Genomic DNA, 26,621 nt, shown 5'->3' on the forward strand with positions numbered 1-26,621 from the left:
GGTGCCCACTGGCGGCGACGTCCCCGTGTCAACGAGGAACAACCGAGTGTCACCCGGACCCCGCTGCCCGGGCCCTCCGCGCCATCCTCCGTTCGTGACGGTGTGGAAGAATAACGCCGATGACTGACGAAAACTTCATTGACGTGATCGCTCTCGCGGTCGACGCAGACCCTGACAACCTCGCGTTGCGCGAGGACTTCATCACTCTCTTGCTGTCGGAAGACCCAGATCGCGCCGCTGAAGAAGTCGATGAGTTCGCCGCACGCGGCGGCGATGCCCAGAAGGTGGGGCTGCTGCGGGCGCGCACGATGGCTGCCCGCCTGCGTGGCCCGTCGGCCACCCCAGCGGAAAAACCGCCGCAGGCCGCACCACAATCGTCGCCATCGACACTTTCGACGCCCGAGCAGTCCGAAGCCGAGTCCGAGCAGGCGGATTCCGAGCACTCGAACTCGAGATACTCAGAATCCGAGCTGTCAGAAGCCACGCACTCCATTCGATTTGAACGGGAGCGTTCCACCGCGGGTTCCGTATGGGGAGCTGAACGCCCACGAGTGACGCTCAACGATGTCGCCGGGCTCGCTGATGTCAAGCAGCACCTCGACCAGACATTCCTCGCCCCGCTGCGCAACCCCGAGATGGCGGCGGCATTCGGGCAGACCCCGGGCGGATCCCTCCTCATGTACGGCCCTCCCGGCTGCGGCAAGACCTTCATCGCTCGCGCGATCGCCGGCGATCTGGGGGCGAGCTTCATCCATGTGACTCTCGCCGACCTGCTCAGCAAATGGCTCGGCGAGAGCGAACGCGCAATTCAGAGCGTGTTCCGCGACGCTCGCGCCAGTTCGCCATGCGTGATCTTCTTCGACGAGTTCGACGCCCTCGGCGGGCGCCGTTCGTCGGGCGGCGGCAGTTCACAGGCCATGCGCTCGATCCTCACACAGCTGCTCGAAGAGCTTGACGGAGTGCGCAGCACCAACGACGGCGTGTACTTCCTCGCCGCGACGAACCGGCCGTGGGACATCGACGGGGCTTTACGTCGCCCCGGGCGCATCGACAAGACTGTGTTGGTGCTCCCACCGGATGCTGTGGCGCGCGCCGCCATGATTCAGATGGCGCTCGAGGGTAAGCCGGCCGACGACGTCGACGCTGTCGAGGTGGCGGCAGCGACGGATGGGTTCTCGGGTGCGGATCTGGCTCATTTGACAACGACTGCTCTGCAGAAGGCGATGAGCGAGTCGATGAGTACAGGGAACCTCGTGCCCGTCACGACGGAGAGTCTGACGACGATCGCGAAAACCATCACACCGTCGACGACGACCTGGTTCGATCAGGTCGCACCGGTGCTTGAGTACGGTGTCGACGACGGCACATTTGACCAACTACGGGCCTATCGAGTCGCGCGGGGGATGCGATGAACAACGAGACGACATACATCGACCGCGACCGCGAGCTCGCATGGGACCTGTTCGAGGCGCAGCCGACGAACCCGAAGATCGAAGAGCTCGCGTACCGGGTGCTCGCTGATCAGCCCTGGCGTACCGGCATGGTGATCCTCCTCGCCGACCACTACAGCGCCCTGCGCCGTGTCGACGATGCCCGCGAGAAATACGAAGAGGTGATGGGGCGGCGTGACCAGTACTTCGCGAACGCCGCTGCCGCGCTGCGCGACCTCGAGCTCAGCGCGCGAAACCAGGCCCGGGCGCTCGAACTCGCGATCCTCGCCGTCGAAGAGGACCCTGAGCTCTGGTTCAACCACATGCAGCTCGGCCACGCGATGGCTGTCTGCGGCGACTTCGAGGCCGGCTGGGGCCTCATGGACGACGCTGTCGCCATGTGCGGCCGGACGATGCCCGACATGCTGGGAACGGCGCTCGCGGCGCAGATCACGCGTCTTGCCGAGGGTTTTGCTCCGCCAGAGCGGCAGATTCCAATTGCGCAGGCGGCGATGGAAGCTGATCCCGCGAACGTGTGGGCGGCCGAGATGCTCGGCTGGTCGTACCTGCTTCAGTATCGCTTTGACGATGCCGAAGATCTTGCTCGGCGGTTGCTCCGTGAAGACCCGCAGAACGAGCTGATGCAGACTCTGCTCGGCTTGACCCGCAAGTTCCGTACGATCGTGCATGAGAACGAGCTGCCTCCTGAGAAGGTGCGGGCAGCCGGACTCATCGAGTCGGCGTGGCGGCAGCAGAACGACTTGGAGCGCGGCCTCGACCTCGAGTCCGCTCTCGTCGCTCTCGACAGGGTGACTCCGGATGCTGTGCGCGAGACGCTCCGCGAACCGGCCGACCCGGATGAAACCGCGAACCTGACCCGCCCGCTTCGGACCATCACGCGGTGGCATGACGGGCAGGCTCCCGGAACCGGTGCGGTGTGGGGTCTCGACGAGCCTTTCCGGTTTATGACTGCAGGCGAGCTGAACGAGCTCGACGCCGCGATTGACGCTGACCTTGCGGCTTTTCCGGAGTGGCCGGAGGACGAGATGTGGGATCAGGTCATGACGGACGACCGCGGTGCGTATCTTGCGATTGTCGCCTACGGCCGGCTCGTCCGACGCTCACGAGGCGAGGAAGACGTCGTGATTGCCGACAGCCTGGCCGACTGGGTGTGGGACCGTGTTGCGGCGTTCGGAGGCCGCGACCCGCGGCCCAAGCGTCCGGCCTTCGTCTCACACGTCTAAGAACAGCATCGACCGCACCATCGCGTCGATACGTCGGCCGCGTGCGCAGGAGCAGTCGTGGGCCGACCCCGCATAGACGGGTCGGCCCACGGAGTAGTCCATCGCCAGGGGACGATTCAATGCATCTGCATCATGTGTGTTTGACCCAGTACGACGGCGTTCCCTGCTGAGAGTTATTGTCTGTATAGCGGTCGCCTTCGAGCACACTCGTGATGGCGGCCCGAGGCACGACATGCACGGGAGAACTAGGTGGATTTTCGGCTGTCGAGAAGTTCAGCCACAGAGGTACCGTCGCTCCGGGTTCCAGAGCCCCGGGGCGATTCACCACAGCCCGAAAACGCTCACCACCCTCGAGCCAAAATCACACGCCCCCACCAAAGCCGCTCGGTGGATTCTGGCTAAGCAGTGGCGTCGACAGCGCCGCTGTATCAGGCGATGCAGGCGAAGCATCCGCCCTGACGCCCTCCAAACGAGTAAATGTACTGAAAGCTGGTTCCGAAGTGGCGGCGGGGAAAGTACCGATAGGAGTAAGTATCAACGGTTCGTTGCTTGATGCCTGCAAGCTAGGCACCGCATCGCCAATGGCTCTCTCTGGTCGGGGCAATCCCTGCTCAGAACAGTTGCAGTTCGCGCTCCAGCTCGACCGTTATCCAACAGGCCATGACAAGCGCACGTTGAAGTAGTCAACGACGTTACGAGCCCACTCGCGCCATAAGCGGTTCAGCGCGGCCAGTGCTTGCCACGGCAAATGCCCGTGAAATCTCGGTCGGCACTAATGGCTAATGCCTCAGTCTCCTATGCCGCCGGGCAGGCACGAGCGCGACCGTCTGCGAAACGATTCGCGCCCCGTTTGCTCTTCTAGACACAAAAGCAGACTTCTGCGCGATTCGTGAAGCTGGGGCCGCACCAGCGACCCCAGCTCCGCGTCACGGTGGATGTGAGCACCTACACAGCAGGGCGACTAAGCAACGTAATCTCCGATGAGCGCTTTGTCGTGCTTGTACGGTGCGTCGAGTGCGTGAGCATCAATGCCCAGCCCTTCCGATACTGCACGAATCTGGTCGCCGTGGTCCTCGGCGATTTGCATGGCTTCAAGATTCTCGCGCAGTCGTTCCGGGCGCGTCGCCCCAAACAAGACTGATGCCACCTGTGGGTTTGTGAGGCACCACGCAAGCGAAAATTGTGCTGGGGTGATGTCGAGCTTGCGCGCTGCTTCGGCGATCTTTGGCACCATGTTCTTTATCTGTTCCCGTATGCCGCCAACGTCGATACCAATGTGTCGCTCGGGCTTGAGAATGCCGGCGAGGATTCCACCTTCCATCGTGTCTGAAGCGTGAATGCTCATACCTGTCTGCTCAATCACTTGGCGGTACTGTTCCTCGACGACGTTGCGTCGCACGAGAGAGTACTTCAGCTGCGCGAGCACGGGTCCTGCGAGTCCGTGCGACGACGCATATTCATACGCGGTCAGAAGGTCTTCAGGTACCCAGTTGAGTGCACCCCAGCTCCGGGCGCGTCCGCTGCCCACAACTGCCGAGATCTCATCGACGAGCTTCTCGACGCTCATTCCGGGGCGCGGATGCTCAATGATAAGGGTGTCTACGTACTCTTCGTCGATTCGGCGGAGCATTCGATCTGTTTGATCGCTCAACGATTCTTCAGGATATCCGAAGTACCAGAGCTTCTCAGCAAGCTGATAGTCAGTACGCTTCACACCGGTTTCACGAATGAGGCGGCTGAAGATCATCTCGGTGTGAGGTGAGTTCCGGTAGTAGGCAACGTCGAAGAATGTAATGCCTCTGTCGAGTGCTGTGCGGACAAGTTCGGTGCCAGCTTCGAAGCTAAGTCGTGAGTACGTGTACCAAGACCCGAGAGAGAGGCGGGAAACTTCTACTTCGCTGGTTCCGAGTCGTGCAGTATTCATATGCTGTTCTTCTCCTATTTCTGTTGGGCTGCGTGTAGTTTTGCGACGAATCGTTCTGTTCGTTCTGATTGCGGCGCGAGGAAGATTTGCTGCGGGGCGCCAGCTTCGACGACCTGGCCCTGATCCATGACCACAACTGTGTCGGACATCTCTTGTGCAAGATTCATTTCGTGCGTAACGATCGCCATCGTCATCCCGTCAGCTGCCAGGCCACGGATCACATCAAGCACCTCGTTCACCAGTTCCGGATCAAGTGCGCTGGTGGGCTCGTCGAAGAGCATGATCTCTGGCCGCAGTGCGAGCGCCCGAGCTATTGCTACGCGTTGCTGTTGTCCTCCTGATAACTCGGCAGGATAGTGATTCGCATGCGAAGCAAGCCCGACGCGCCCCAGTTCCGCGCGGGCGAGCTCACTAGCCTCAGTCTTGGGCATATGCCGCACCTGTGTCGGCCCTTCCAACACATTTTCGAGTGCAGTCATGTGCGGAAAGAGGTTGAAGTGCTGGAACACCATGCCAAAAGCACGTCGCTGCCGAACAATGTCACGCTCACGTAACCGCATAAGCTTGCCCTTTACCGTCTCGATGCCGAGCAGTTCTCCGTTGTGGCGGATCTCGCCGCCGTCAACCTCCTCAAGTTGATTGAGGCAGCGCAGAAGTGTCGATTTGCCCGAGCCGGACGGGCCGATGACACTGAGAACCTCCCCGCGACGGAGGGTGAGATCGACACCTCTCAGCACTGCAACATCGTGGAATTTCTTAATCAATCCGCGTACCGTGACGACTGGTTCGTTCATGCGGGCTCCTCCAAAGACTGAACTTTGCTGCGACGTACGAAACCTCGCGAAAAGTGTTTCTCGAGTGCGCTTTGACCGAGCATCGCGATACTCGTGAGAAACAAGTACCAGAGGCAGGCCACGAGCAGCATCGGGATAGTTTGGTATGTACGTCCATACACGAGCTGGACCGAGGTAAGCAGTTCCGTAAAGCCGATCACCGAAACGAGCGAGGTGTTCTTGAACAGTGTGATGAGTTCATTGCTCAACGGTGGGATGATCACGCGGATAGCCTGCGGCATGATGATTCGGCGCATTGACTGTGCCCGCGTCATACCGATCGCTCCACCTGCCTCATGCTGACCCTTTGAGACCGAGAGAATGCCACCTCGGTAAATTTCGCCAACGTGTGCCGCTTGGATGAGGGTGAGTCCGATGAGCGCTGCGGTGAATTTAGTGATCACATCATTCGTTTTCACGCTTATAAGGGTGACGTCAGTGTATGGAATACCGAGAGTTAGCTCAGGCACGAGGGCACCGAGGAAGAATACGAACAGGAGCACCACGAGAGCCGGAATTGCGCGCATAAGCCAAACGAAAACGGTTCCGGCCGCCCGAAGGGCGGGGTTCTCTGACATTCGCAGTACAGCGACGACCCCGCCGGCGATCAGCCCGCATACCGCCGACAGCACGGTCAACCAGATCGTATAGAAGACTCCGCTCAGGATCTCGGGGTCGAAGATGTATGCCCCGACAACGTTCCACTGCCATCCAGGGGTGGTAACCATGAAGTCTATTGCCCCGGCGACCACGATGACCCCGACGATGCCCCAGATCCACCAGGACAGGCGCCGACGACCAATGTGCGGAGTAGTTAGTTCGGTGCTCGGCAAAGTGGGGCGTTGAGCGTCAGTGACCCTAGTCATCAGTACTCCGACCCGTTGATCTCTATGGCGTCGAGAGCGAGGTTCTCGCTCCCCCAAAGTTCGAGAATTTCTTGATATGTACCGTCGTCGACCATGCTTTGTAGCGATGCGTGGACAGCTTTGGCCATTTCTGGTCGATCAGCGGCGATCGCGACACCATACGGGGCATACCACATAAGGTCACCGACGAGCTCGAACTGTCCCGGTGTCTGGGCAAGGAGAACGTTGATCGGAGAGATGTCGGACCAAGCAACCTCTGCCTGTTGCGACTGCACCGCGAGCACTGCGGCCTGCACTGTATCGTACGGCTGCACATCGATCGGGTCCTCGCCTGCATCAACGCATTTGTCGTTCTCTTCTTCGGCCCGTGTCTGCTGAATCGAGCTGATTGTGACCGCGAGCGAATGCCCGCACAGGTCGTCGACGCCCGTAATATCGCTCGGAGCCTGGGCATTGCCGAGCAATGCCGTGCCGCCTTTTAGGATGTCCACGAACGAAGCGGTCTCGCGGCGTTCTGCAAAGTCCCCAGATGCTAACGCCGCGTCGTAACGTCCGGACTCGACGCCGGGCATGACGCCCCCGCCCGAGACTTGCTCGATCTGCAGTTCAAGTCCCAACCGGTGTGTGTACTCTGCGGTGATATCAGCGACGAGTCCGATGATCGAATCGCCGCCTTCGGGTAGAAACTGAAGAGGCGCGACTTGTCCCGACCCAGCGGCGATCCAAGTGCCATCCTCTTCTTCAGGCACAAGGTCCTTGAACTCGCCGAACTCTCCAGTTGGTTGTCGGATCTCTGTAGGAAGTGCTTGTCCTTCGGTACCGCCTGCAACGTCATCGCCGGTTTCGTCGCTCCCGGCCGTGGATGAGCAACCGGCGAGTGCTAGTGCGGCCGTGGCCGCAAATGCTGCGATCTTCACTGATCTGTTGAAAGTCATCGGGTTCTCCTTTGCAGCCCTAATAAGACAATTCAAAGTATTCAAGGCTTTGACTATTTAGTCAAGCATTTGTTTTGTTATGATTATTTCAGTTTCAGCCCGCCTAACGGCGCCGACTGCCTCCCGATGTACGATCAGGGGGAATCCGAGAAGGGTGACGGCATGTGGATCGACGACGCTGGGGACTCACGCGATGACGCAGTGCTCCCGGACTGGTGGTTCACCCACTTCGCATACGGGCAGCTTGCAAACCACTTCCCCGGAGTCGATGCGGACGCTTCGCGTTTGGTAATGCGAATGCGGCGTGCGACAGGAACCATCGGCGAGTACGCTCGAGCCGATGGCATCTCACGCAACTCGCTGCTGTCCACTGCTGGACAGCGAATCATGCTCACCCTTACGGTGTGCGGCTCGCTCACGCAGTCGAAAATTGCGGACCTTTCTGGTATGAGCCGTGCTGCAGTGTCATCAGTTGTACGAACGCTGATAGCCGACGGAATGATCAGCAGGACTCGCTCTCCCCGTGATGGCCGCTCAGTCGTGCATTCGGTCACAGAGCTCGGCGAGTCAACATATCAACAAGTATTTCTTGAGCGGAACCGTCGCGAATCTGAGCTACTTCAATCGCTCACCCTCGACGACCAGGCGCGCCTCATGGCGATCCTCGAAAAGCTCATGCACGTCGCTGCTACTGAGAATGAACGCAGCATCACTAGACCGCCAACCGATCCCGACAAATGATTCGTCCGCAATGTTCGTCGTTCATTGTCGGTAACGAGCGCTATCGCTTTGATTCAGGTGAGTCTCCGGTTGGGATCAAGCGCAACTCAACTTTTGACTGGACATTAAGTCGTTTCCTGCCCGGCCAGGCTAAGGCTCCAAGAATCGACCCAATGCCCGTCGCAGAGGGCATACTCGACATGCCAGTGAGGCGTGGCGAGAGCGATTAGCACCTATCTTCTCATTCATTAGGTGTTTCCGCCTTCGCGATGACCTTCGAACGCGCATGGAGCGTAGTGCCGGATGGCAGCGGTAGTCCAAAGAGTTGGTGTGCCTTCTCGCGACTTCATGGGTACTCGAATTCACTACTTCAGGCATACAGACAATCATGACCAGCTCCGCGCACCAGCGCTACCAGGACGCTCTTCACGCCAACGCAGTTGGAAGATGAACGCTACGCGGACATACTGTTCGCCGGAAAAAAGCCGACACCGGCGATTGCGGTAGGTCCAGGTAATTAACGACCGGTTTGGCCGCGAAAGCGTCTGGCACGGAAACTCTCTGGAGCGCGTTTTGCGGAAAACTGTTTCGCGGTCCTGCTCAACATCGGCGTTCGCCCTCCACGAAGGTGGCTATCACCTCTGTTTCTCCGACTTCTTCGGCGCTTGCTTCGAGAATATTGTTACTGAGCACGGTCATATCTGCGTATTTTCCAGCGGCCAAAGATCCGATTTGGTCTTCTCGGCGCGCTGCCCAGGCACCGTTTATCGTGTATGCCTTAAGCGCGTCTGTTATGTTTAGCGCTTCGTCGGGTGCAACGTGGTTTCCGGAAGCTGATTTCCGGTCCATCATAGTTTGAATTCCGCGAAGTGGCGTGCCAGGCAGTGGCCTATCGGTTGATCCGACCAGCCTGATCCCAGCCTCGATAAGTGACTTTCCTCGATAAAGTTGACGGCCTCGTGTTTTGCCCATGATCTGTTGAAAGTCATCGCCGGAGTATGTGATGAAGCATGGTTGGGTACCGATAGCGATGGAAAGCTTGCGTAGACGGTCGATGTGGTCAGGTCTGATCACCGCACCGTGTTCTATGCGGTGTCGGCGGTTTGGATCAGGAGAAATTCGTTGGGCCTCTTCGAAGGCGCTCAGCGCGCTATCGATTGCTCGGTCGCCGATGGCATGTGCGGCAATATCCCATCCGGAACGGTGCGCGTCGATCAAACGCTGTGTCAAAGCACCTTCATCTTCAGCGAGGTCACCGCATGTGTCGGTCCCTTCGTAGGGTTGGGTGAATGCTGCGCTGCGTGCCATCATCCCGCCGTCGAACCACATCTTGGATGGCCCTAACCACAAGTGATCACCGCCGAATCCTTGAAGAAGACCGAGGTCTAGGACCGAGACTGCGTGGTCGTCACTATGAGCTTTCACCGAATGTAGGTAGTCAACGCAGGGCATGAGCTGAACCCGGATTCCGAGTTCGTCTCTTTCCTCGAGGTTGATGTAGGCTCGCGCATCAATTTCGGATTGCGAGCACAGGCCGCGTCCGATTCCGGCATCGATACACGTCGTGATTCCTTCGGAGAGTGCGTGCTTAGCGCTGGCTTTCACCGCTCTTTCTATTTTCGAAACCCTGTAAGGCTCTACAAGGTTGCGAAAAGCGTCTTGCATTTTCTCGAATACAAGCCCGTCATTGCGTTTGATCTGTTCTCGCGCATCTGCATTGTCAACCAGAGACAACGCGGCGTTGTTTGCCACGAGGGCGTGGCTGGAAACGTGTCGGAGCAGGACAGGTGTTGACGGTGCTACATGATCCAGCTCAGCCATTGTGATGTGACGGCCGATATTGCGCTGGTCGTATCCCCAGATTTCGAGCCATTCAGAGCGCCCCTGCTTTTCCAGGGCATTTGAGATTCGGGTAAGCACGGCCTCGATCGATCGGTCAGTGGAAACACTAGTTTCCTGCAGTAGAAGGCCGGTTGAAGCGAGGTGAGTGTGACCATCGATCAGACCTGGCACTATGCATCCGTTTTCGAACGCGTGAGTCTCGCGCGCACCAAGCCCGTTAAGTTCCTCGTCAAACCCAACGATACGGCCCTTCCATACGCCCATCTGTCGTGCGAGAGGTCTCGACGGTTCTAAGGTCACGATGTCGCCGGTAAAAATACTGTCAAGCAGCATGCGTAGTTCTCGCTTCCAATCCTTGAATCGACGTGGTGCCCGTTGGTTATGAGAGTGCTTCCATGATTCGGACCGCTGTCTGATTGATGCCTTCGGTCTCACGCAGGTGAGAGAGCGTGAAGCGCCGATCGGCAGCGGTCCGGTTCTGGCCCATTTTCAGTTTGACCTGAGCGTTATCAAGACCGATCTCGAAACCGACGAGCATCGGCAACAGCCGATCGAAACGCTCTTCCGCAGCAGCTGTGAGCTTCCACGCGGGTTGCCCGGTATGTGTCGCGAATAACTGCTCCCGCTCCTCGATCAGCCGGTACAGATGATCGCCTAGTTCCGCTCGAGAGAGAGATCGGCAGACGTCATCGACCTCGGCCACCCCGTAGTTGAAAGTAGGTAGACCGACGTCTTGATACAGCGCAGGGCTGATGTATTGCTGCGGACCGTGGATCACCACGGTGATCCGGGGCGCATCAGCAATCACCTGCGAGATCGGGTCGACTATGGGCATGTGAAAGATGAGTTTCGGCTGATCAGTTTCTTGGTCGATCAGCTCTACGGGCATATGTGCGACTTGCACGGGAGTGTGAGTAATGATTGTCGACAACGTGTTCTCGTTCACGAACTCTCTTATCCACGCCACCGCTTCTGTCGGCTCGTATAGTTTGTTTACCCACATGCGGCCCTCCGGTGAGTTCTTGCATTGATTTGAAAAGTTGGGACTGTCGTCGCTGTGCTACCTATGGTGCGTCAGCATGTTTGAGCTGACGCACCATAGGCTCAGTGCATGGGGTTAGCGGTTCGAAGGCATTGCCGGCTCCAGCACTTCGTCCCATAGCCGCTCGCTAAAGGGCCCAAAATCGATGTCGTCGATCGTCATATCTGACGCGATGATCTCGGACCACGTTGCGGGGATTTTTTCACCGTAACCAAGTTCGTCAGTGATGATTTGATCCCACTTCTCCATGGCCTCTGTATACGCCGTCAGCAGCTCTTTATACTGCTCTTTAGAGCCGTCTGGCGCATTCGACAGCGCGGCGTCCATGCGCTGATCCTGATTTTCCTTGAGCGCTTCACGCATATCAGGATCCATCTCATGAATCTTCACGTCGTATTCATCGATTTTCTCGCGAATCTCGAGATCGGCGCCGAGTCCAGATGCCACAAAACGTTCACTGTAGTCTTTGAGCGTTGTCCAGATTTCGTCTTGTGTTTCGGCTCCGAGACCGTCCCACCAACCTCCATTTGCGCCTAGCGCGGCGTTGAATCCGGTGAAGCCGACCTCGTCATCCATCGTGATGTCGGTTGCGACTTCGATGAGGTCGAAGGCAACCATGTCGCGCAGGGGATTGACGCTGCAATCGAGGACACCTCGTTGAAGTGCCTCATACATTTCACCGACTCCCATCTGGGTTGGGGCCATACCGAGAGCTGTCGTTTCGCGCTCCCATGGCCCTCCGGGCGTTCTGACGGTCTTTCCCTTTGCATCATCAAGAGATGTAACCGGCTCAGTACATACAAGGTGATACCCGGCATTCATTTCAAAAAGCGGAAGAATTGGTTCGATACCTTGGTCTCGGTACTCGTCCATGAGCAGGTCAGAGTTCAGGGAGACCTCCAGCGCCGCGGCGTAAGCTTGCATATCACCGATCACCGGGCGCGGATCGGAAAGGAACGAGTACTCCGAGAGCCATGCCCACGTTGGGAATTTGGCCGGTGTGTAGATCGGATACAGAATACCGATCTGTGAAGTTCCGCTGCCCATTGCGTCGGCTGCTTCGGGCGCAGCGGCAAGAGCTCCCGACCAATGAATGTTTATTGAGACGTCACCGTCGGTGGCGTTCTCAACGTCTGCTGCCCACTCTTTATCTGCGTTCGCGAGCCATGTTGACGGGTCATTCGGATGTGCGTATTGCGCAGTATTGCTCGATGCTCCTGAGGAGCACGCTGTTGCCAATGCCATAACGCTCACCGCGAGAATTGCGGGGCCTATTCGTCTCTTCATTTCACTCACTCCGATTCATCATGATTGGACTATCTGCGCTACTTGGCGTTTCCGAGACCGGGCAACCAGGTTGCTATTTCGGGGAAAAAGATCAGGAGTAACAGAAGGATCACCGGGCCGGGAATGAACCAGGCGGCACCGATGAAGACATCGACGAGGGAGATGGCGCGTGCTTTGGCATCGTCGAGTGTGCTTGTGATCTTATGGACGATGTAGGACATCATTCCGACAGGTGGGGTGACGGACGCGAGTTCGCCAAGCAAGACGATGAAGGCGCCGAACATCAGCAGACTGATATCCGTCTGTTCAAGCAGGGGCAACAGAATTGGAACAGTGAGTACGATCATGGTCATCGGATCAAGCGCCATTCCGAGGATCAGGTAAAAGACCATGAGAAGGAGAAGCACACCGACGGGGCTCAAATTCAAGGATGCAAAGTAACTAATCGCATCGCTTGTCACTCCACTGAGGCTCAGCATTCGAGTGAGCAAGGCTGCCCCAGCTATCAGGAGCAGGATTGCTGCAGTGCTTGACGCAGTCTCGAGGAGGGCCTGGGAGACGGCGCGCCACTTCACCTTGATGCTTCGGGATGTGAGTGTGACGAGAACGGCAAAGCCGGCTCCGTAGGCTGCGGCCTCCGTCGCTGTGAAGATTCCTGAGAAAATTCCGCCGATAACGACGACGAGCATGATCGCGATCGGCCATACGCCAGCTAGTGCTCGTAGCTTGGCCGATAATGGCTCGTTTACACGTGGTGCCTTCGGAGCCAGTGAAGGACGCACAACAGCCATGATTATTAGTTGCATCGCGAAGATTGAGGCGACGGCGACACCGGGGACGATACCTGCGAGCAGCTGTTGACCGACTGAGGTGCCTGCGACACCCGCGTAAATGACAGACAAAATACTCGGTGGGATCAGTTGCCCGGCAAGCCCGGACATGAGAACGGTACCGGTGGCGTAACGAGGGTTGTACCCGCTCTTCAGCATTTCAGGGATGCTCAGTCGCCCGATTGCATATGTGATCCCCGCGGTCGAACCGCTCACAGCAGCGAGCCCTGCTCCCGCAAAGTTGGTTGTAACGGCTAGACCTCCCGGCAGCCAGTTAAGCCAGGCCCTCGCCGCCTCGAAAAGGCGCCCCGTCACGCCCGAACGCCACAGAAGCAGGCCCATCAGAATGAACATGGGCAAGACGCTCAACGACCAGCTAGCAACGGCCGTATACGGCAGGTTCGCCAACGAATCGTTCATTCCAGAGAACCCAACAATCGCGAAAATGCCGAGGGCCCCCGCCAACACCATCGTGAGGCCTACAGGAACACCCAAGAAGATCAGCGCCAGCATTAAGACCAGCGCGGCGATTCCTGAAGCAGAATTGTTCAGCGCTCTAGATAGGAGCAGCGCCGCTGTAATCGTCGTAATCGCGACGAGACTAACGGTAATGATCACTCCGCGCCCAGTCTTCGGCGCAGCGGCCTGTGAGTCTAGTTCCGCAGAATTTGCCCCAAGTTGCGCGTCTTTGCCCGCCGGTTTCATCATCGTTGCGCCTCCGCATCAGCCATGCCGCTGCGAATTACACGGTGATCTTCGATGAGTTTCATAATCACAACGACCCAAAAAACAGCAACGCCGACAACGAGCATGTAACGGGTGGGCCAAATTGGTATTTCTGAGCCGGGAGCGTACTCGCCTCGCGACTGATGGAGTATCGCGGTTGGAATGGCGGCGTAGAGCAGGGACGCAAGCACGGCAGTGATAACTGCAGCTCTGATGTATCTCCACACAATCTTGAGCCTTGGCGGCATCAGGTTTTCAAGCACCAACGCCTCGATGTGTTCATTGCGCTTCTCCGCTAGACCGAGCGCGCCAAAAACGATGATGATCATCCACCAGTACCGGCTGTAGTCGTTGGCGCCGAATATCGGATTCGAGAACATGTACCTGCTCGCGGTATCCGCGATCACGGTCACCATGAGCAGCCCCACTCCGGCCGCCGCCACGACTCCGAGCAGCCACGCGGCGCCTTGCACAATCTTTCCGATCATGGCCAGCCTCACTTATCGCTATATCTCAAGAAGCGCGCTGCTGGTCTTTCAATCACCCTCGGTCGAAATGTTGGCACCGGCAGCCACCTCATTGTGTACTAGATCACCTTGCTAACCCACATAGTACACATATGATTGAACACGTGTAAACCACAAATCGGCCACCAACAACACGGGTGCCGACGGGATGAGCGGTGTACCATGGCACCGCCTCAGATCAGAGCGGGGAAAAGATGGCAAGGAGCCAAACCGACGCCGCGGTGACGGCCGCCGGGATCTTTCAAGAGATCGAACAGGCAATCATTCACGGCGACTACCGACCTGGAGACGTCCTCCCTTCGATACGTGAACTCGCAACACGTCGACACGTGAGCCCCGCCACCGTGGCAGCTGCTTTCCGCCGCCTCGCAGAACGCGGACTCACCTACGTGGAACGCGGTGTAGGGACGAAAGTAAGAGCCGAAACTCTTCTCTCCGATTCCCTCGGTCGAGCACCGTTACCAGTAATGAACGGAATCGTCGACGTGGCAAGCGGCGCACCCGATCCCGCACTACTGCCCGACCCCAACCTCAGTCTCCACCGGCTATCAGTGGCAAAGGCCCTCTACAACGTCGAACCGTTGCTACCGGGAATTCGCGAACAAGCCCCCAATGTAATGGCAGACGTTTTCAACTCGCGTCCAGAGCATTTCACCATCGCAGGCGGAGCCCTTGAAAGCATCGCTGACGCCGTAGCAGCGCGCCTCCGACCCGGAGACCGCGTGATCGTAGAAGATCCAGGATTTGCCGCCGCCACATCATTACTACGATCACACGCCCTCATTCTCGTGCCCGTATCGATCGACGATGAGGGGTTCGAAGTTGACCCGTTCGCGGAGGCCATCAAACACGGCGCGAAAGCCGTCCTCTATAGCCCTCGAGCGCAGAACCCTCGAGGATCTACCCTCACTGCACAACGCGCCTCCGACCTTCGAACAGTCCTCAATGAAGCTTCAAAACGGGGTAAATCTCCGTTTATCATCGAAAACGATCATGCTTCTCTCATTTGCGATGCACCGTATCTTTCCCTAACGGAAAGTTCCGACTCGTGGCTTTCCACTCGTTCGCTCAGCAAATCACACGGCCCAGACTTGAGGTTCGCATTCGTCGCCGGCGACGAATTGACGATCGAGCGCATCCAACGACACCAGGCCCTCAACCGTGGTTGGATTTCAACGATACTGCAGCATCTCGTCGTTGACCTTCTCTCAAACCCCGATGTTGAACGCCTGACGAAACAAGCTACCGCTGAGTACAACAGACGTCGCGCTCGACTCGTCGAAACACTCGCCACACACGGAGTGAAATCCTATGGCCACTCTGGCTTGAATGTACTCGTACCCGTTGACGATGAAGCCGCCACCTCAAATACCCTCATGGGATACGGCTGGCAGGCGCGTAGCGGACAAGCCTACCGCCACGCAAGGGGCCCCTTCATCCGACTGACACCAGCCGCGCTGACAAACGACCAAATCGACGCACTTGCTCTCAACATCTCAGACGCGTTCCGCACAAAGACGGGATCGTACCGCTGAACCTCTTGAATAATGGAGCAAGCTTTGATCGCGCGACCTTTTGGCGCCAGTTAACGGATGCTGCGCCACGACAATCGTCGCGGCGCAGCATCCGGAATTCTCGTGCGGTTAGACCGCAGCGGCCTTCTTCGCGGCAATGACCTCGGCGATCTGCACGGCGTTCAGCGCCGCGCCCTTACGCAGGTTGTCATTCGCAATGAAGAGCGCAAGGCCCTTGCCCTCCGGCGCCGACTGGTCGGCGCGAATGCGACCCACGTACGACGGGTCGTTTCCGGCAGCATCCAGCGGCGTCGGCACGTCAGACAGCTCAACGCCCGGCGCCTCAGCGAGCACCTCGGCGGCACGCTGCGGTGTGATGTCGTTCGTGAACTCGGCATTGATCGAGAGAGCGTGACCGGTGAAGACCGGCACGCGAACGCAGGTTCCGGAAACCCGCAAGCCCGGGAGGTCGAGGATCTTGCGGCTCTCGTTGCGCAGCTTCTTCTCTTCGTCCGTTTCGAGCTCGCCGTCCTCGACAATCGAGCCCGCCATCGGCACGACGTCGAACGCGATCGGCTTGACGTACGTCGCGGGGTCGGGCATCGCGACCGCGTGGCCGTCGTGCACGAGCTGCAGCAGGTTCTCGTCCTGCACCGCAGTGCGCACCTGGCTGGCGAGCTCCATGGCGCCGGCGAGGCCGGAACCGGAGACCGCCTGGTAGGTGCTGACGATGAGACGTTCCAGCCCGGCTTCATCGTGCAGCGCCTTGATGACCGGCATCGCGGCCATCGTCGTGCAGTTGGGGTTGGCAATAATACCCTTCTGCGCGTCGTCGATCGCTTCGGGGTTGACCTCGCTCACCACGAGCGGAACCTCCGGGTCCATGCGCCAGGCGCTGGAGTTGTCGATGACGATCGCTCCGGCCTCGGCGAACCGCGGCGCGTGTGCGCGAGAGCCGGTGCCGCCAGCCGAGAACAGGGCGATGTCGAGGCCGGTCGGGTCTGCCGTGGCAACGTCTTCGACCTCGTAGTCGGTGTCGCGGAACCGAATCGTCGTGCCCGCGCTGCGCGAGGTCGCGAAGAACCGGATCTCGCTGATGGGAAACTCGCGCTCTTCCAGAAGGCTGCGCATGACGGTGCCGACCTGTCCGGTCGCGCCGACGATGCCGATGCGGAGTTCCTGAGTCATATCTCTCCCTTTTTCAGGTGGTTGTCATCTCGAGGCGTGCGGGCGGATGCTGCTCAGCGCCCGGTGCCGGCGTGAACGACGGCGACGTGGTCGGCGTCGAGCCCGAACGCCGTGTGCACGACGCGGGCCGCCTTCTCGAGGGTGTCGGCACGCGTGGTGACCGAGATGCGGATCTCACTGGTGGAGATCATGTCGATGTTGATGTCGTTCTCGTACAGGGCCTCGAACAGCTTCGCCGAGACACCCGAGTTGGCGCGCATGCCGGCACCGACGAGCGCGAGCTTGCCGATCTGGTCGTCGTGCTGCAGCGCCGTGAAGCCGACCTCTTCCTGCTGGCTGCGCAGTGACTGAAGCACGCCCTGCGCCTGGTCTTTGGGCAGCGTGAACGAAATGTCGGTCAGCCCGGTCGCCGCGGCCGACACGTTCTGCACGATCATGTCGACGTTGGCGTCGGTGCGCGCGACGATCTTGAAGATCTGCGCTGCCTTGCCTGGCACGTCGGGGATGCCGACGATCGTGATCTTGGCCTCACTGAGGTCTGTTGCGATTCCGGTGACGATCGGCTGTTCCATGGAGTCGCCTTCCTTCGGATTGATGACGAGGGTTCCCTCATCGTTGCTGAAGCTGGAGCGGACGCGCAGTGTGACGCCGTGGCGGCGTGCATACTCGACGGCCCGGATGTAGAGGACCTTAGCCCCGGATGCTGCGAGTTCGAGCATCTCTTCGGCCGTGATCACGTCGATCTTGCGCGCGAGTGGAACGACGCGGGGGTCCATGGTGAAGATTCCGTCGACGTCTGTGTAGATCTCGCAGATGTCGGCGCCGAGCGCTGCGGCGAGCGCCACGGCCGTGGTGTCTGACCCGCCGCGTCCGAGGGTCGTGATCTCGCTGGTGTCCAGGTTGAAGCCCTGGAACCCGGCGACGATCGCGATGGCGCCGTCGTCAAGTGCCTCACGAATCCGCACCGGCGTGACGTCGACGATGCGGGCGGAGCCGTGCTGACCGTCGGTGATCATGCCGGCCTGCATGCCCGTGAACGAGCGTGCCTCGTATCCCATGCTCTTGATCGCCATTGCGAGAAGCGACATCGAGATGCGCTCTCCCGACGAGAGGAGCATGTCCATCTCACGCGGTGGCGGCATTGGTGTCACCGCGTTGGCGAGGTCAATCAGCTCATCTGTCGTGTCGCCCATTGCTGACACGGCGACGACAACATCGTTGCCTGCTTTGCGCGTGTCGACAATGCGTTTCGCGACACGCTTGACGCTCTCGGCATCAGAAACGGACGAACCGCCGAACTTTTGGACAATAAGGCTCACGGAGTAACTCCCGGGGGTTGCAGTCAAGGCCCAACGCACTATTGTACGGCGACCCGTATTCCGACGCCCACATGTGACGTCCGCTAAACGCGCGTGTGCGCACGCGCGCGAGGCAGGGCCCTGGCGTGAACCCCTTCGTAATGCCAGCGGCCGTTTGGCTGTCGTCGAAACCGTTGACGCGCACCCGATGCGCGTGTTCACCCCGTAGCCGGGCGCCTCAATTGACTTCGCATCGAAGGGACTTACCTCTCAGCGCGCGCTCCCCTTCCTCGGCGGCCAGGCGCTGCAAGTTGTCTAGAGACTGATCGGAGTAGAACGCCGCGTGCGGAGTCAATATCACTGAGTCAAGCTGTCGCAGCGCTGAGTCCTCCTCCACCGGTTCAGTCTCAAAGACGTCGAGTGCGGCGCCGCCGAGTTTCTGCTGCGTGAGAGCCGCAATCAAGGCGGCAGTGTCGATGAGAGGCCCCCGCGAGGTGTTGACAATAACCGCACCGCGTTTCATCGTGTCGATCTCGCGCTCACCGATGACGTGATAATTTTGCGCCGTGAGCGGCGCGTGCAGTGAGATGGCGTCTGCCTCTCGTAGCAGCCGATCGAGCGAGACTGGATTGATGCCGAGCCGCGCGAGATCGTCCGGATGGACGAACGGGTCATGCGCCCAGACCTGAAAACCGAACGCCTTGAGGCGAGTCGCGACGGCGCGTCCGATCCGACCTGTCCCGATGAGCCCGACGATGGTATTGGAGAAGGCGCGGATCGTACCGAGATCGGGTGGTCGCACCCATCCCTCTCGGCGAATCGCCCTGTCATACATGGGCAGCTTTCTCAGGAGCGCAAGAAGTGCCGATGCGGCATGGTCCGCCACCGTGTCCGCTCCATAATCGGGCACGTTACAGACGGAGACGCCAAACGCATGTGCCGCTGCAACGTCGACGTTGTCGTAGCCGATTCCATATCTCACGACGGTGGCTCCCGGTCGCATCGATGCGAGCACGCGCTCTGTCATAGGGGCGAAGTTCACAAATGCGACTCGTGCTCCGACCACGGCATCTGCGGTCTCGTCCTCAGTGGTGCACTGATGGTCGGAGAATGAGACACCTAGGCGCTGAGCCATCGCACGCTCACGATCAACATTTCCGAACGCCTGATCCGTGACGACAACGTCGCTCATTCCGCCTCACCGCTCATCTGACCGGCTTCAGGACGAGTCGTCATAAGGCCACGTTCATGCAGGTTGGCATAGAGCGCACGAATTCCGAATGTCCATTCTGCGGCCTCTTCCGACGGAATGACCACGTTCTCGAGTATCCCGAGCTCAGGCGCGGAGATTCGTACAACATCGCCTCGTTTGTGCGTGAACCCCTTGCCCGGTTCGCCCCTGTCTTTCGTGGGAGCAAACATCGTTCCCGTGAACAGAACCAGGCCGTCGGGGTACTGATGATGCCGACCGATGGCGTGCGAAATTAGATCCTCAAAACTTCGGCTCATCTCGCCCACAGAACTCGTGTCATCGAGAGCAAAGCCGTCGTCACCACGAACATTGAGCGACACGACGAGTTGCCTGGCGCTGTCGATCGTAAAGTGGTCGTCGAAGAGTCGAATGAACGGACCTATCGCGCACGATGCGTTGTTGTCTTTGGCCTCTGTGAGGAGAAGTGCGCTGCGCCCCTCGAAGTCGCGGAGATTCACGTCGTTTCCCAGCGTGGCTCCGACTGCGGTGCCGTCCGAAGTCACGGCCAGAACCAGTTCAGGCTCAGGGTTGTTCCACGTCGAGCGCCCGAGAACGCCAATGGGTGCTCCTGGGCCGACTGCGGAAAGAACAGGTGCTTTCGTGAAGATTTCAGGATCCGGGCCGATTCCCACTTCCAAATACTGCGACCAGAGCCCTTCGTCTATGAGGGCCTCTTTGAGCTGGGCCGCCTGGATGCTGCCGGGGACGATCGTACCGAGCGCCGCACCGATTTTCGTATTAACGCGTTCCCTGATGGATGCTGCTGCCCGGGCGTCCCCTGCAGCCTGCTCTTCGATCACGCGCTCCACCATGCTTCGGGCGAACGTCACACCCGCTGCCTTGATCGCGTGCAGATCGATTGGGGCGAGAAATCTGGCCCCCTGGGCGTTCTTCGTTCCTCGCACAACGTCCGCGAACTGCCATCTCCTTCGGCCCGCTGCACGCTGCACCACATCGAGTCGATCACGTCGTTCTAGCAGATCCGCCACAGTCGGCGCTATTGCCGTGAGGTCCACAACCTCATGTCCGCGTATCGCGACAACGCTCGGACCCCCATCCGCTGGGTCCACGACGCGTCCGACAAGATGCGCATTCTGACTGTCGACGGGTAAAAGTGAAGCTTCGGGATTCATAGACGAGTCTTTCGTAATCGGTGAGGCATCACCCGCCGAGCCTCAGCCCGGCGGGTGTGCCGATCAAACTTCGGAAAAGTAAGCTTCGATCGCCTCGATATCGACAGTCGAATCGCTTCTCTTTCCCAGGCTCGCGTAGTGCTGCTTGCGTGCCCGCATGTCTGCTAGAAGAATTGCACGCGCGTGCGTAGCGACTTCATGGGCAACATGCGCGGGAACGACGACGACGCCATCGTCGTCCGCGCCAACGATGTCGCCAGGGTTCACTTGGACTCCCCCGCACGCGATCGTCGTCTGTGTCTCGATCGCCTGAATGCGTCCGGGGATAATCGTCCGGCCGCGATGACGAGCCACGACGGGGCTGCGCTGCGCAGCGACTTCACCCGTGTCGCGGCAGTATCCGTCAGTGATGATGCCGACAGCACCGCCGAGCACCGCTGCCATGGCATTCTCCGACCCCCAGAACCCGACCTCGGGGCCTCCCCCGGCATCCATGACGATGACGTGACCTGGCTTCAGGTCATCCGGAAGTCGAGCGTGTGACGTCTCGGCAAACCATCGACCGTGCGCATTGACGATGTCTTCAGTGCTGTCAAGCTTCCACATCGGCTTGTTCGAGGGAACACAGCGAATAGTCGCGGCTTCTCCCCAGAAGGTCATGCCCAACCAAAGTGGGCGTACTTCGCGGTCCATGAGGCCGATGTTGAAGTATCCGATGCCGTCGAGTGCATCGACAACGTCGCAGACGCGCAGATGCTGGTACAGGCTGCTGAGGTTGTCCGGGTCTGCCTTGTCGTACTGGATGCTGTTGGGGCTGGCCTGAGTGGTGGTCATTGTTTTTCCTGCTTTCACTGAACTGACTATTGACGATCCGTAGCTTTTATGGCGCTCATTTCACGCCGGACTCTGCACGACTCACCTCCTGATCAACAACAGATGTGCGGAGCGCGTACCAGCGTTCTGCTGTGCCGCCGCTCAGAGCATCGAGCTCTGTCTCGCTCGGGGCACGTGCTGAGACAAGAGCGCTCAGGTCTCGCCAGGTCTTGCCGTAGGTCTGCCGGTGCAGAATGACCGGCCAATTGCTGGCGAGCATCAGACGCTCGGCCCCGAAGCTGCTCAGAGCTTGGTCGATAAATGGTGTCAGAGCCTGTGCGTCCCACTCACGCCACGAGCTCAGCACATCAATCCCTATGGACACCTTCATGGCGACGTTCTCGCACGCCGCGAGTCGCTCGATGTTCGCCGCCCACAGCTCTCGATCGCCGGATTCCACCGGGGGGCGGCCCAGATGATCGACCACGATCCGCAGCTCCGGCACCGCGCGGGCGAGCGTGGTCACCGCCAGTGTCTGCTCCGGAGTTACGGGAACCACATCCCAGGCGAGTCCCCGTGTCGAGAGTTCACGGAAGAGCGCGAGGACGTCGGAGCGCTGCAACCAGTCGAGCGGCTCTCGCGCGATAAGGCAGCGGACGCCGCACTGCCGAGGTACGTCTTGACGGTTGAGTTCATCAAGCGCTTCGCTCCCCCTCGATATCGGCAACCAGGTGATGACTCCCCCTGTACGATCGTGTCGAGCGTATGCGGCGAGTCGGTCGTTCTCCGCGGGTTCGTCGACCGACTGCACCAGTACGGTTGCGTCGACTCCGACCGCGTCGAGCTCCGGGACAAGATCGTCTGGGCCGAAATCTCGTTCGAGTGCACGATGCTCTGCGTTGCGCCACGGCTGCTCCTGTGCCGCAGTACGCCAGTAATGGTGGTGGGCGTCGATGACGCGGGCCATCTCAATATCCTTTCCAATGAGGATGCCTGTGCTCGAGGAACGCACTGACACCTTCCATGAAGTCGTCGCTTCCGTAACAGGAACGCAGGAGATCCTCGTCGTCAACGTCGCCAGAGCTCAGCCTCCGATCAAGTGCTTTGAGCGCGGCGAGGGAGCGCGGAGCCGAGCGGCGTATTCCTCGGATGACAGTCTCGACTCGGTCGTGGAGTTGATCCTCTTCGACGCTATCGAGCACGAATCCGCTTGCGAGCAGATCATCGGCAGAAACGAGCGCCGCGGTTAGCAGCATCGAGAGTGTGCGCGCGGAGCCGAGGCGATCTCGCAGCCGTGCAAAGACAGCGCCCGGAAGGCAGTTGCCCAGTGTGCGAACGATGGGGGCTCCGAACCGCGCGCTGCGGTCCGCGACGATGATGTCACACATGACAGCAATGGCTAGGCCGGCCCCGACCGCCGTACCGTGAACTTCCGCGATGGTGGGCACGGCGAGGCCGTCGAGCTTGCCGAGAATTCGACCAACACGTCGCTCGTACTCAATGCCATCGTCTGCCGACGCGAATTCAGCGAACTGGGAGATATCCGTCCCTGCCGCGAAGCCGTCGGCCGCGGTTCCCGTGATGACGAGAGCGCGCAGATTCTCGTGTCGTGACAGCTCATCAAGATGCGCCTCAAGCTGCTCATACATTTCCCAGGTCAAGGCATTCCGCTTGCCCGGGTTCGACAAGACAATCCGGGCGCAACCCTTATCGAAGCTCAGGGTGACCTCCGCTCGCGCGGTCATAGCGCTCCCCCGGCGTCGTCGCGTTCCCCCTTGAGCAGGTCATCGTCATCTTGACCGAGCAACGGGGCCGCGGTGCGGATCGTTGTGGGCGTGCCGTAGAGCTTGATCGGGGATCCCAGCACTGCGACGTCACCCTCAACTGGATGCTTCAGTGTGGCGACCATGTCACGCGCTCTCACGTGCTCATCGCGAGTGAGCACATACTTGTAGTCCCTGATCGCGCCGGCGGGAACGCCAGTGGCCAAGAGGGTTTCCACCCACTCATCGGTTGTGCGCCCGATCAGGAGCGCTTCAAGATCCGCGGCCAGTTCGTCTCGATGGTCCATGCGTGCGTTGTTGTCGATGTACCGCTGATCACGGATCAGGTAAGGAGCGTCAAGAGCATTGCAGAGTAACCTCCAGAGCTTCTCGTTATTCGCCCCCACCGTGACGTAGCCGTCGGCGGTCTTCAGCGCTTGGTAAGGAGCTGACATCCTGTTCGCTGATCCGAGTGGTTCTGGGCTCTCACCGGTTGACCAGAACTCAGTTGATTCCCACACGCTCATCGCCAGTGCTGATTCGAAGAGGGACGTCTCCAGGTACTGTCCCTCTCCATCACGGTCCCTCGCTCGTAGAGCGGAAAGCACGCCAATCGTGCAGAACATGCCTGCACCGAGGTCCGCGATCGGAATGGCAGATTTCATCGGTCGGCCACCGGGCTCACCCATCACGCTCATCACACCCGTCATGGCCTGCGCGATCAGGTCATAACCCGGATAGCTCGAGTAGGGACCGCTTTGCCCGAATCCGGAGATACTCGCATAGACGATCAGCGGGTTGGCAGCTCGGACGGCGTCATACCCAACGCCGAGCCGAGCCGCCACTCCGGGCCGAAAGTTCTCTATGACCACGTCGGCTGTTTCGACGAGCTCAAAGAACTGGCGCAGACCGTCCGCCGATTTCAAGTCGATGCGCACACTGCGCTTATTGCGATTGAGCGACAGGAAGGCACGAGAATCGTCACCGACGACCGAGTATCCCCAGGATTTCCGTGTTTGGTCACCGTGAGCAGGGTTCTCCACTTTGATCACGTCTGCGCCGCAATCGGCGAGCATCATCGTGCAGAAGGGACCCGACATCACTTGGGTGAGATCAAGGACACGGATGCCGTCGAGCGCTGATGCCCTCGGTGATCCATCGGTGGCGTTCACGTATTTGCTCCTCTGTGTCGTACGTCGTCTCGAGATGATCCGGACTTAGGTGCCCAGGCTCGAATTGGCTTCCGAGAAGAATTGCTTGACGGCATCCTCGACCGTGCTCTTGCCAAATGACACGTCCTCGTATGCACGTTTGAAAGATGATTCGAACGTTGCCTGGTAGCCCGGAGGGAAGACGATTGCCTGCGGATCGCTCTCGACAATCTGCTTATACAGCTCGAGCTCATGCTTCTTCGTCGGCGTCAGGCTGTCGTCGGCGATCAGCGCTTCAAGCACCTTGGTATTGGTCGGTGCGCCGTTGTCGGCGGCGAACGCCTTGCCTGCTTCTAGGTCGTTCGTGAAGAAGTCGATGAACGCGGCTGCCGTCGGAACGTTGTCACATGAGACGGGAATCGCGAATCCTGACGGATATAGCGCATTGCCCGACCCCGCTGGACCGCTCGGGAACGGAATCGTCGTCATCTCCTGTCCCTCGCCCTGACCTTCGAGCGTCTCTGTCGCCGGCGTGAGTGCATTGCCGGGAATCGTGTCAGACATGACTTCTCCTGTCGCGAAGAAGCCCTGGTCCGGCCCGGTCGGTTCCTCTGCTGTACGAGCAGCGGGCATTGTCACACCGGCCTTGCGCACGGTCTCCCACATGTTCCAGTACTCAGTGAGATCTTGCTCAGTAAATCCGAGCTTCCCTTCGTCGTTGAAGAGAGACTTGCCGTTGGCGAGAGTCCATCCGATGAAGAAGTTCGGGCGGCCGCCGTTGCTGTCGATCGCCCGCACACCTTCGGGGAGGCTCTCTTGCGCCTCGGTCAGGTACGACATGTAGTCGTCCCAGTCGTAGCCTTCTTCCGGCAGACCAACTCCAGCTTCGTCGGCCAACGTCGTGTTGATGCCGACGGCGTCATAAGCGGCACCGTACGGAAGGAAATAGAGCTTTCCGTCCGTTCCTCGCCCGTTGTCGAGAACCGACTTAGGAATGTCGCTGACGTCGATGGCTCCCGACTCGATCATGGGGTCGAGCGGCATCAGCAGATCGTTCTTCGTGTAGTCGTTGACCTGGCGACCCTGCAGCTGCACGGCGCACGGAAGACTCTGACTTGCGGCCTGAACGTTCAGCTTGTCAAAGTATTTACTGAAATCCGCCGTCGCCTGCCCGTCGACCTTCACTCCATCGTTTTGAGCCGTGAACAGATCGATCACTGCATTGGTCTTCGCAGATCGTGCTTCTCCGCCCCACCACGCGACAGCGATTTGACCGCTCACGTCGCCAGTGCCGTCTTGCGAGTCGCCTCCTGCCCCTTCGGCCCCGCCGCTGCATGCTGCCAGCGTCAGCGCAAGTCCGGCGGCCGCGGCAATGCCGCTGCTCCGTCGTATCCACTTCATTGTGCTTACCTTTCTGTTATTTCATTCCAGTTGTCGCGATGCCTTCAATAAGCAGTCGCTGAGAGACGATGAAGAAGCCCACAATCGGGGCAAGCGAGAGCACAGACATCGCAAACAATTCGCCATAGGAGCTCTGGCCTGTCGAATCGAGAAAGGCGTTGAGCGCGAGCGGAACTGTCTGCATGTCTGATCGGTTGAGGTAGAGGAGCGGCCCTAGAAAGTCATTCCAGGTCCAGATGAAGGTGAACATGGCAGTCGTACCGATTGCGGGCAGCGACAGCGGCATGACGATTCGCAGGAAGATGCCGAAATGGCCACAGCCATCCAGACGCGCAGACTCATCTAGCTCACGCGGAAGGTTCCTAATGAACTGCACCATAAGGAAGATGAAAAACGCGTCAACTCCGAGCCAATGCGGAATCGTCAGGGGAAAGTAAGTATTGATCCACCCCAGTTTGTTGAACAGGATGTACTGCGGCACGAGAGTGACGTGCATGGGCAGCAGCATCGTTCCGATGAGGATGGCGAAGAGCGCGTTCTTGAAAGGAAAATTCAATCTCGCAAATGCGTATGCCGTCAGCGAGCAGGAGAAGAGATTCCCGAGAATCGACACAACGGTGACCAGCAGTGAGTTCCCGAAGTACCGCGTGAACGACGCCGACCCGGCACCCCACCCGTCGATGTAGTTTTGAATGGTGTAGTTCTCCGAGAAGAGCCCGAGCCCGTTGAACACCTCGTTATTCGGCCGAAACGACGCTCCAAGAAGCCACAGAAGCGGATACAAAAGGACGAAGAGGACGCAGATCAACAAGGCATGCCTGATGATCGCTCTCACGAACGTGTTCTTCACAGGAGTTCCGGGGTAGATTCGCGGAATCGTGTGTGTCTTCACAGATGTCATG

The 26,621-nt window shown here is 59.2% G+C and carries 23 protein-coding genes; 4 read left to right on the top strand and 19 right to left on the bottom strand.

Annotated elements, in window-relative coordinates:
- The first annotated feature begins 119 nt into the window (after positions 1-119).
- Positions 120-1,412 (top strand): ATP-binding protein, encoded by a 1,293-nt coding sequence (locus OK352_RS10285; RefSeq protein WP_265141384.1) that lies wholly within the window; start codon positions 120-122, stop codon positions 1,410-1,412.
- Entirely contained in the window at positions 1,409-2,674 is a 1,266-nt protein-coding gene (locus OK352_RS10290) for a tetratricopeptide repeat protein (RefSeq protein WP_265141385.1), read from the top strand. Before OK352_RS10285 ends, OK352_RS10290 begins: the two co-directional genes overlap by 4 nt.
- 961 nt (positions 2,675-3,635) lie before the next feature.
- On the opposite strand, the gene OK352_RS10295 is transcribed toward OK352_RS10290, so the two are convergent.
- The 4 genes from OK352_RS10295 to OK352_RS10310 are packed head-to-tail and all read right to left on the bottom strand — an operon-like array spanning position 3,636 to position 7,277.
- Positions 3,636-4,598, bottom strand: a complete 963-nt coding sequence (locus tag OK352_RS10295) for an aldo/keto reductase (protein ID WP_265141386.1) — start codon at positions 4,596-4,598, stop codon at positions 3,636-3,638.
- 14 nt (positions 4,599-4,612) lie between these two features.
- Positions 4,613-5,392, bottom strand: a complete 780-nt coding sequence (locus tag OK352_RS10300) for an amino acid ABC transporter ATP-binding protein (RefSeq protein ID WP_265141387.1) — start codon at positions 5,390-5,392, stop codon at positions 4,613-4,615.
- Positions 5,389-6,297, bottom strand: a complete 909-nt coding sequence (locus OK352_RS10305) for an amino acid ABC transporter permease (protein WP_265141388.1) — start codon at positions 6,295-6,297, stop codon at positions 5,389-5,391. Before OK352_RS10305 ends, OK352_RS10300 begins: the two co-directional genes overlap by 4 nt.
- Complete coding sequence (locus OK352_RS10310) at positions 6,297-7,277, bottom strand: ABC transporter substrate-binding protein (RefSeq protein WP_265141389.1); 981 nt, start codon at positions 7,275-7,277, stop codon at positions 6,297-6,299. The genes OK352_RS10305 and OK352_RS10310 overlap by 1 nt, the downstream gene beginning before the upstream one ends.
- Positions 7,278-7,394: 117 nt before the next feature.
- Here OK352_RS10310 and OK352_RS10315 point away from each other — a divergent pair, with 117 nt between their 5' ends.
- A complete protein-coding gene (locus OK352_RS10315) occupies positions 7,395-7,973 on the top strand; it encodes a MarR family winged helix-turn-helix transcriptional regulator (protein WP_265141390.1) in 579 nt (192 codons plus the stop codon).
- Positions 7,974-8,552: 579 nt separating this feature from the next.
- On the opposite strand, the gene OK352_RS10320 is transcribed toward OK352_RS10315, so the two are convergent.
- The 5 genes from OK352_RS10320 to OK352_RS10340 form a co-directional block, all read right to left on the bottom strand.
- Positions 8,553-10,127, bottom strand: coding sequence for an amidohydrolase (locus tag OK352_RS10320; RefSeq protein ID WP_265141391.1), 1,575 nt, complete (start codon positions 10,125-10,127; stop codon positions 8,553-8,555).
- Between the two features lie 46 nt (positions 10,128-10,173).
- Positions 10,174-10,797, bottom strand: coding sequence for an FMN-binding negative transcriptional regulator (locus OK352_RS10325; RefSeq protein WP_265141392.1), 624 nt, complete (start codon positions 10,795-10,797; stop codon positions 10,174-10,176).
- Positions 10,798-10,911: 114 nt separating this feature from the next.
- A complete protein-coding gene (gene dctP, locus OK352_RS10330) occupies positions 10,912-12,123 on the bottom strand; it encodes a TRAP transporter substrate-binding protein DctP (RefSeq protein WP_265141524.1) in 1,212 nt (403 codons plus the stop codon).
- Positions 12,124-12,161: 38 nt separating this feature from the next.
- Positions 12,162-13,661, bottom strand: a complete 1,500-nt coding sequence (locus OK352_RS10335) for a TRAP transporter large permease (protein ID WP_265141393.1) — start codon at positions 13,659-13,661, stop codon at positions 12,162-12,164.
- Entirely contained in the window at positions 13,658-14,167 is a 510-nt protein-coding gene (locus OK352_RS10340) for a TRAP transporter small permease (protein WP_265141394.1), read from the bottom strand. Before OK352_RS10340 ends, OK352_RS10335 begins: the two co-directional genes overlap by 4 nt.
- A 194-nt stretch (positions 14,168-14,361) precedes the next feature.
- Here OK352_RS10340 and OK352_RS10345 point away from each other — a divergent pair, with 194 nt between their 5' ends.
- A complete protein-coding gene (locus OK352_RS10345) occupies positions 14,362-15,741 on the top strand; it encodes an aminotransferase class I/II-fold pyridoxal phosphate-dependent enzyme (protein ID WP_265141395.1) in 1,380 nt (459 codons plus the stop codon).
- A 108-nt stretch (positions 15,742-15,849) separates the two neighbouring features.
- On the opposite strand, the gene OK352_RS10350 is transcribed toward OK352_RS10345, so the two are convergent.
- The 10 genes from OK352_RS10350 to OK352_RS10395 all read right to left on the bottom strand — a co-directional run bounded on the left by OK352_RS10350 (position 15,850) and on the right by OK352_RS10395 (position 26,620).
- Positions 15,850-16,908: an aspartate-semialdehyde dehydrogenase gene (locus OK352_RS10350; protein WP_265141396.1), complete on the bottom strand. Its 1,059-nt coding sequence runs from the start codon at positions 16,906-16,908 to the stop codon at positions 15,850-15,852.
- A gap of 53 nt (positions 16,909-16,961) precedes the next feature.
- Positions 16,962-18,227, bottom strand: a complete 1,266-nt coding sequence (locus OK352_RS10355) for an aspartate kinase (RefSeq protein WP_265141397.1) — start codon at positions 18,225-18,227, stop codon at positions 16,962-16,964.
- A gap of 217 nt (positions 18,228-18,444) precedes the next feature.
- Positions 18,445-19,398 (bottom strand): C-terminal binding protein, encoded by a 954-nt coding sequence (locus tag OK352_RS10360; protein ID WP_265141398.1) that lies wholly within the window; start codon positions 19,396-19,398, stop codon positions 18,445-18,447.
- Entirely contained in the window at positions 19,395-20,591 is a 1,197-nt protein-coding gene (locus OK352_RS10365) for a fumarylacetoacetate hydrolase family protein (protein ID WP_265141399.1), read from the bottom strand. Before OK352_RS10365 ends, OK352_RS10360 begins: the two co-directional genes overlap by 4 nt.
- A 63-nt stretch (positions 20,592-20,654) precedes the next feature.
- A complete protein-coding gene (locus tag OK352_RS10370) occupies positions 20,655-21,425 on the bottom strand; it encodes an RraA family protein (protein ID WP_265141400.1) in 771 nt (256 codons plus the stop codon).
- 55 nt (positions 21,426-21,480) lie between these two features.
- A complete protein-coding gene (locus OK352_RS10375; protein ID WP_265141401.1) occupies positions 21,481-22,371 on the bottom strand; it encodes an amidohydrolase family protein in 891 nt (296 codons plus the stop codon).
- Between the two features lies 1 nt (position 22,372).
- A complete protein-coding gene (locus OK352_RS10380; RefSeq protein ID WP_265141402.1) occupies positions 22,373-23,149 on the bottom strand; it encodes an enoyl-CoA hydratase in 777 nt (258 codons plus the stop codon).
- Positions 23,146-24,339, bottom strand: a complete 1,194-nt coding sequence (locus OK352_RS10385) for a CaiB/BaiF CoA transferase family protein (protein WP_265141403.1) — start codon at positions 24,337-24,339, stop codon at positions 23,146-23,148. Before OK352_RS10385 ends, OK352_RS10380 begins: the two co-directional genes overlap by 4 nt.
- Before the next feature lie 45 nt (positions 24,340-24,384).
- Complete coding sequence (locus tag OK352_RS10390) at positions 24,385-25,719, bottom strand: ABC transporter substrate-binding protein (RefSeq protein ID WP_265141404.1); 1,335 nt, start codon at positions 25,717-25,719, stop codon at positions 24,385-24,387.
- A 16-nt stretch (positions 25,720-25,735) separates the two neighbouring features.
- Positions 25,736-26,620, bottom strand: a complete 885-nt coding sequence (locus tag OK352_RS10395) for a carbohydrate ABC transporter permease (RefSeq protein WP_265141405.1) — start codon at positions 26,618-26,620, stop codon at positions 25,736-25,738.
- Position 26,621: the final 1 nt, after the last annotated feature.

The organism is Microbacterium sp. MPKO10, assembly GCF_026107415.2.
Classification (GTDB): domain Bacteria; phylum Actinomycetota; class Actinomycetes; order Actinomycetales; family Microbacteriaceae; genus Paramicrobacterium.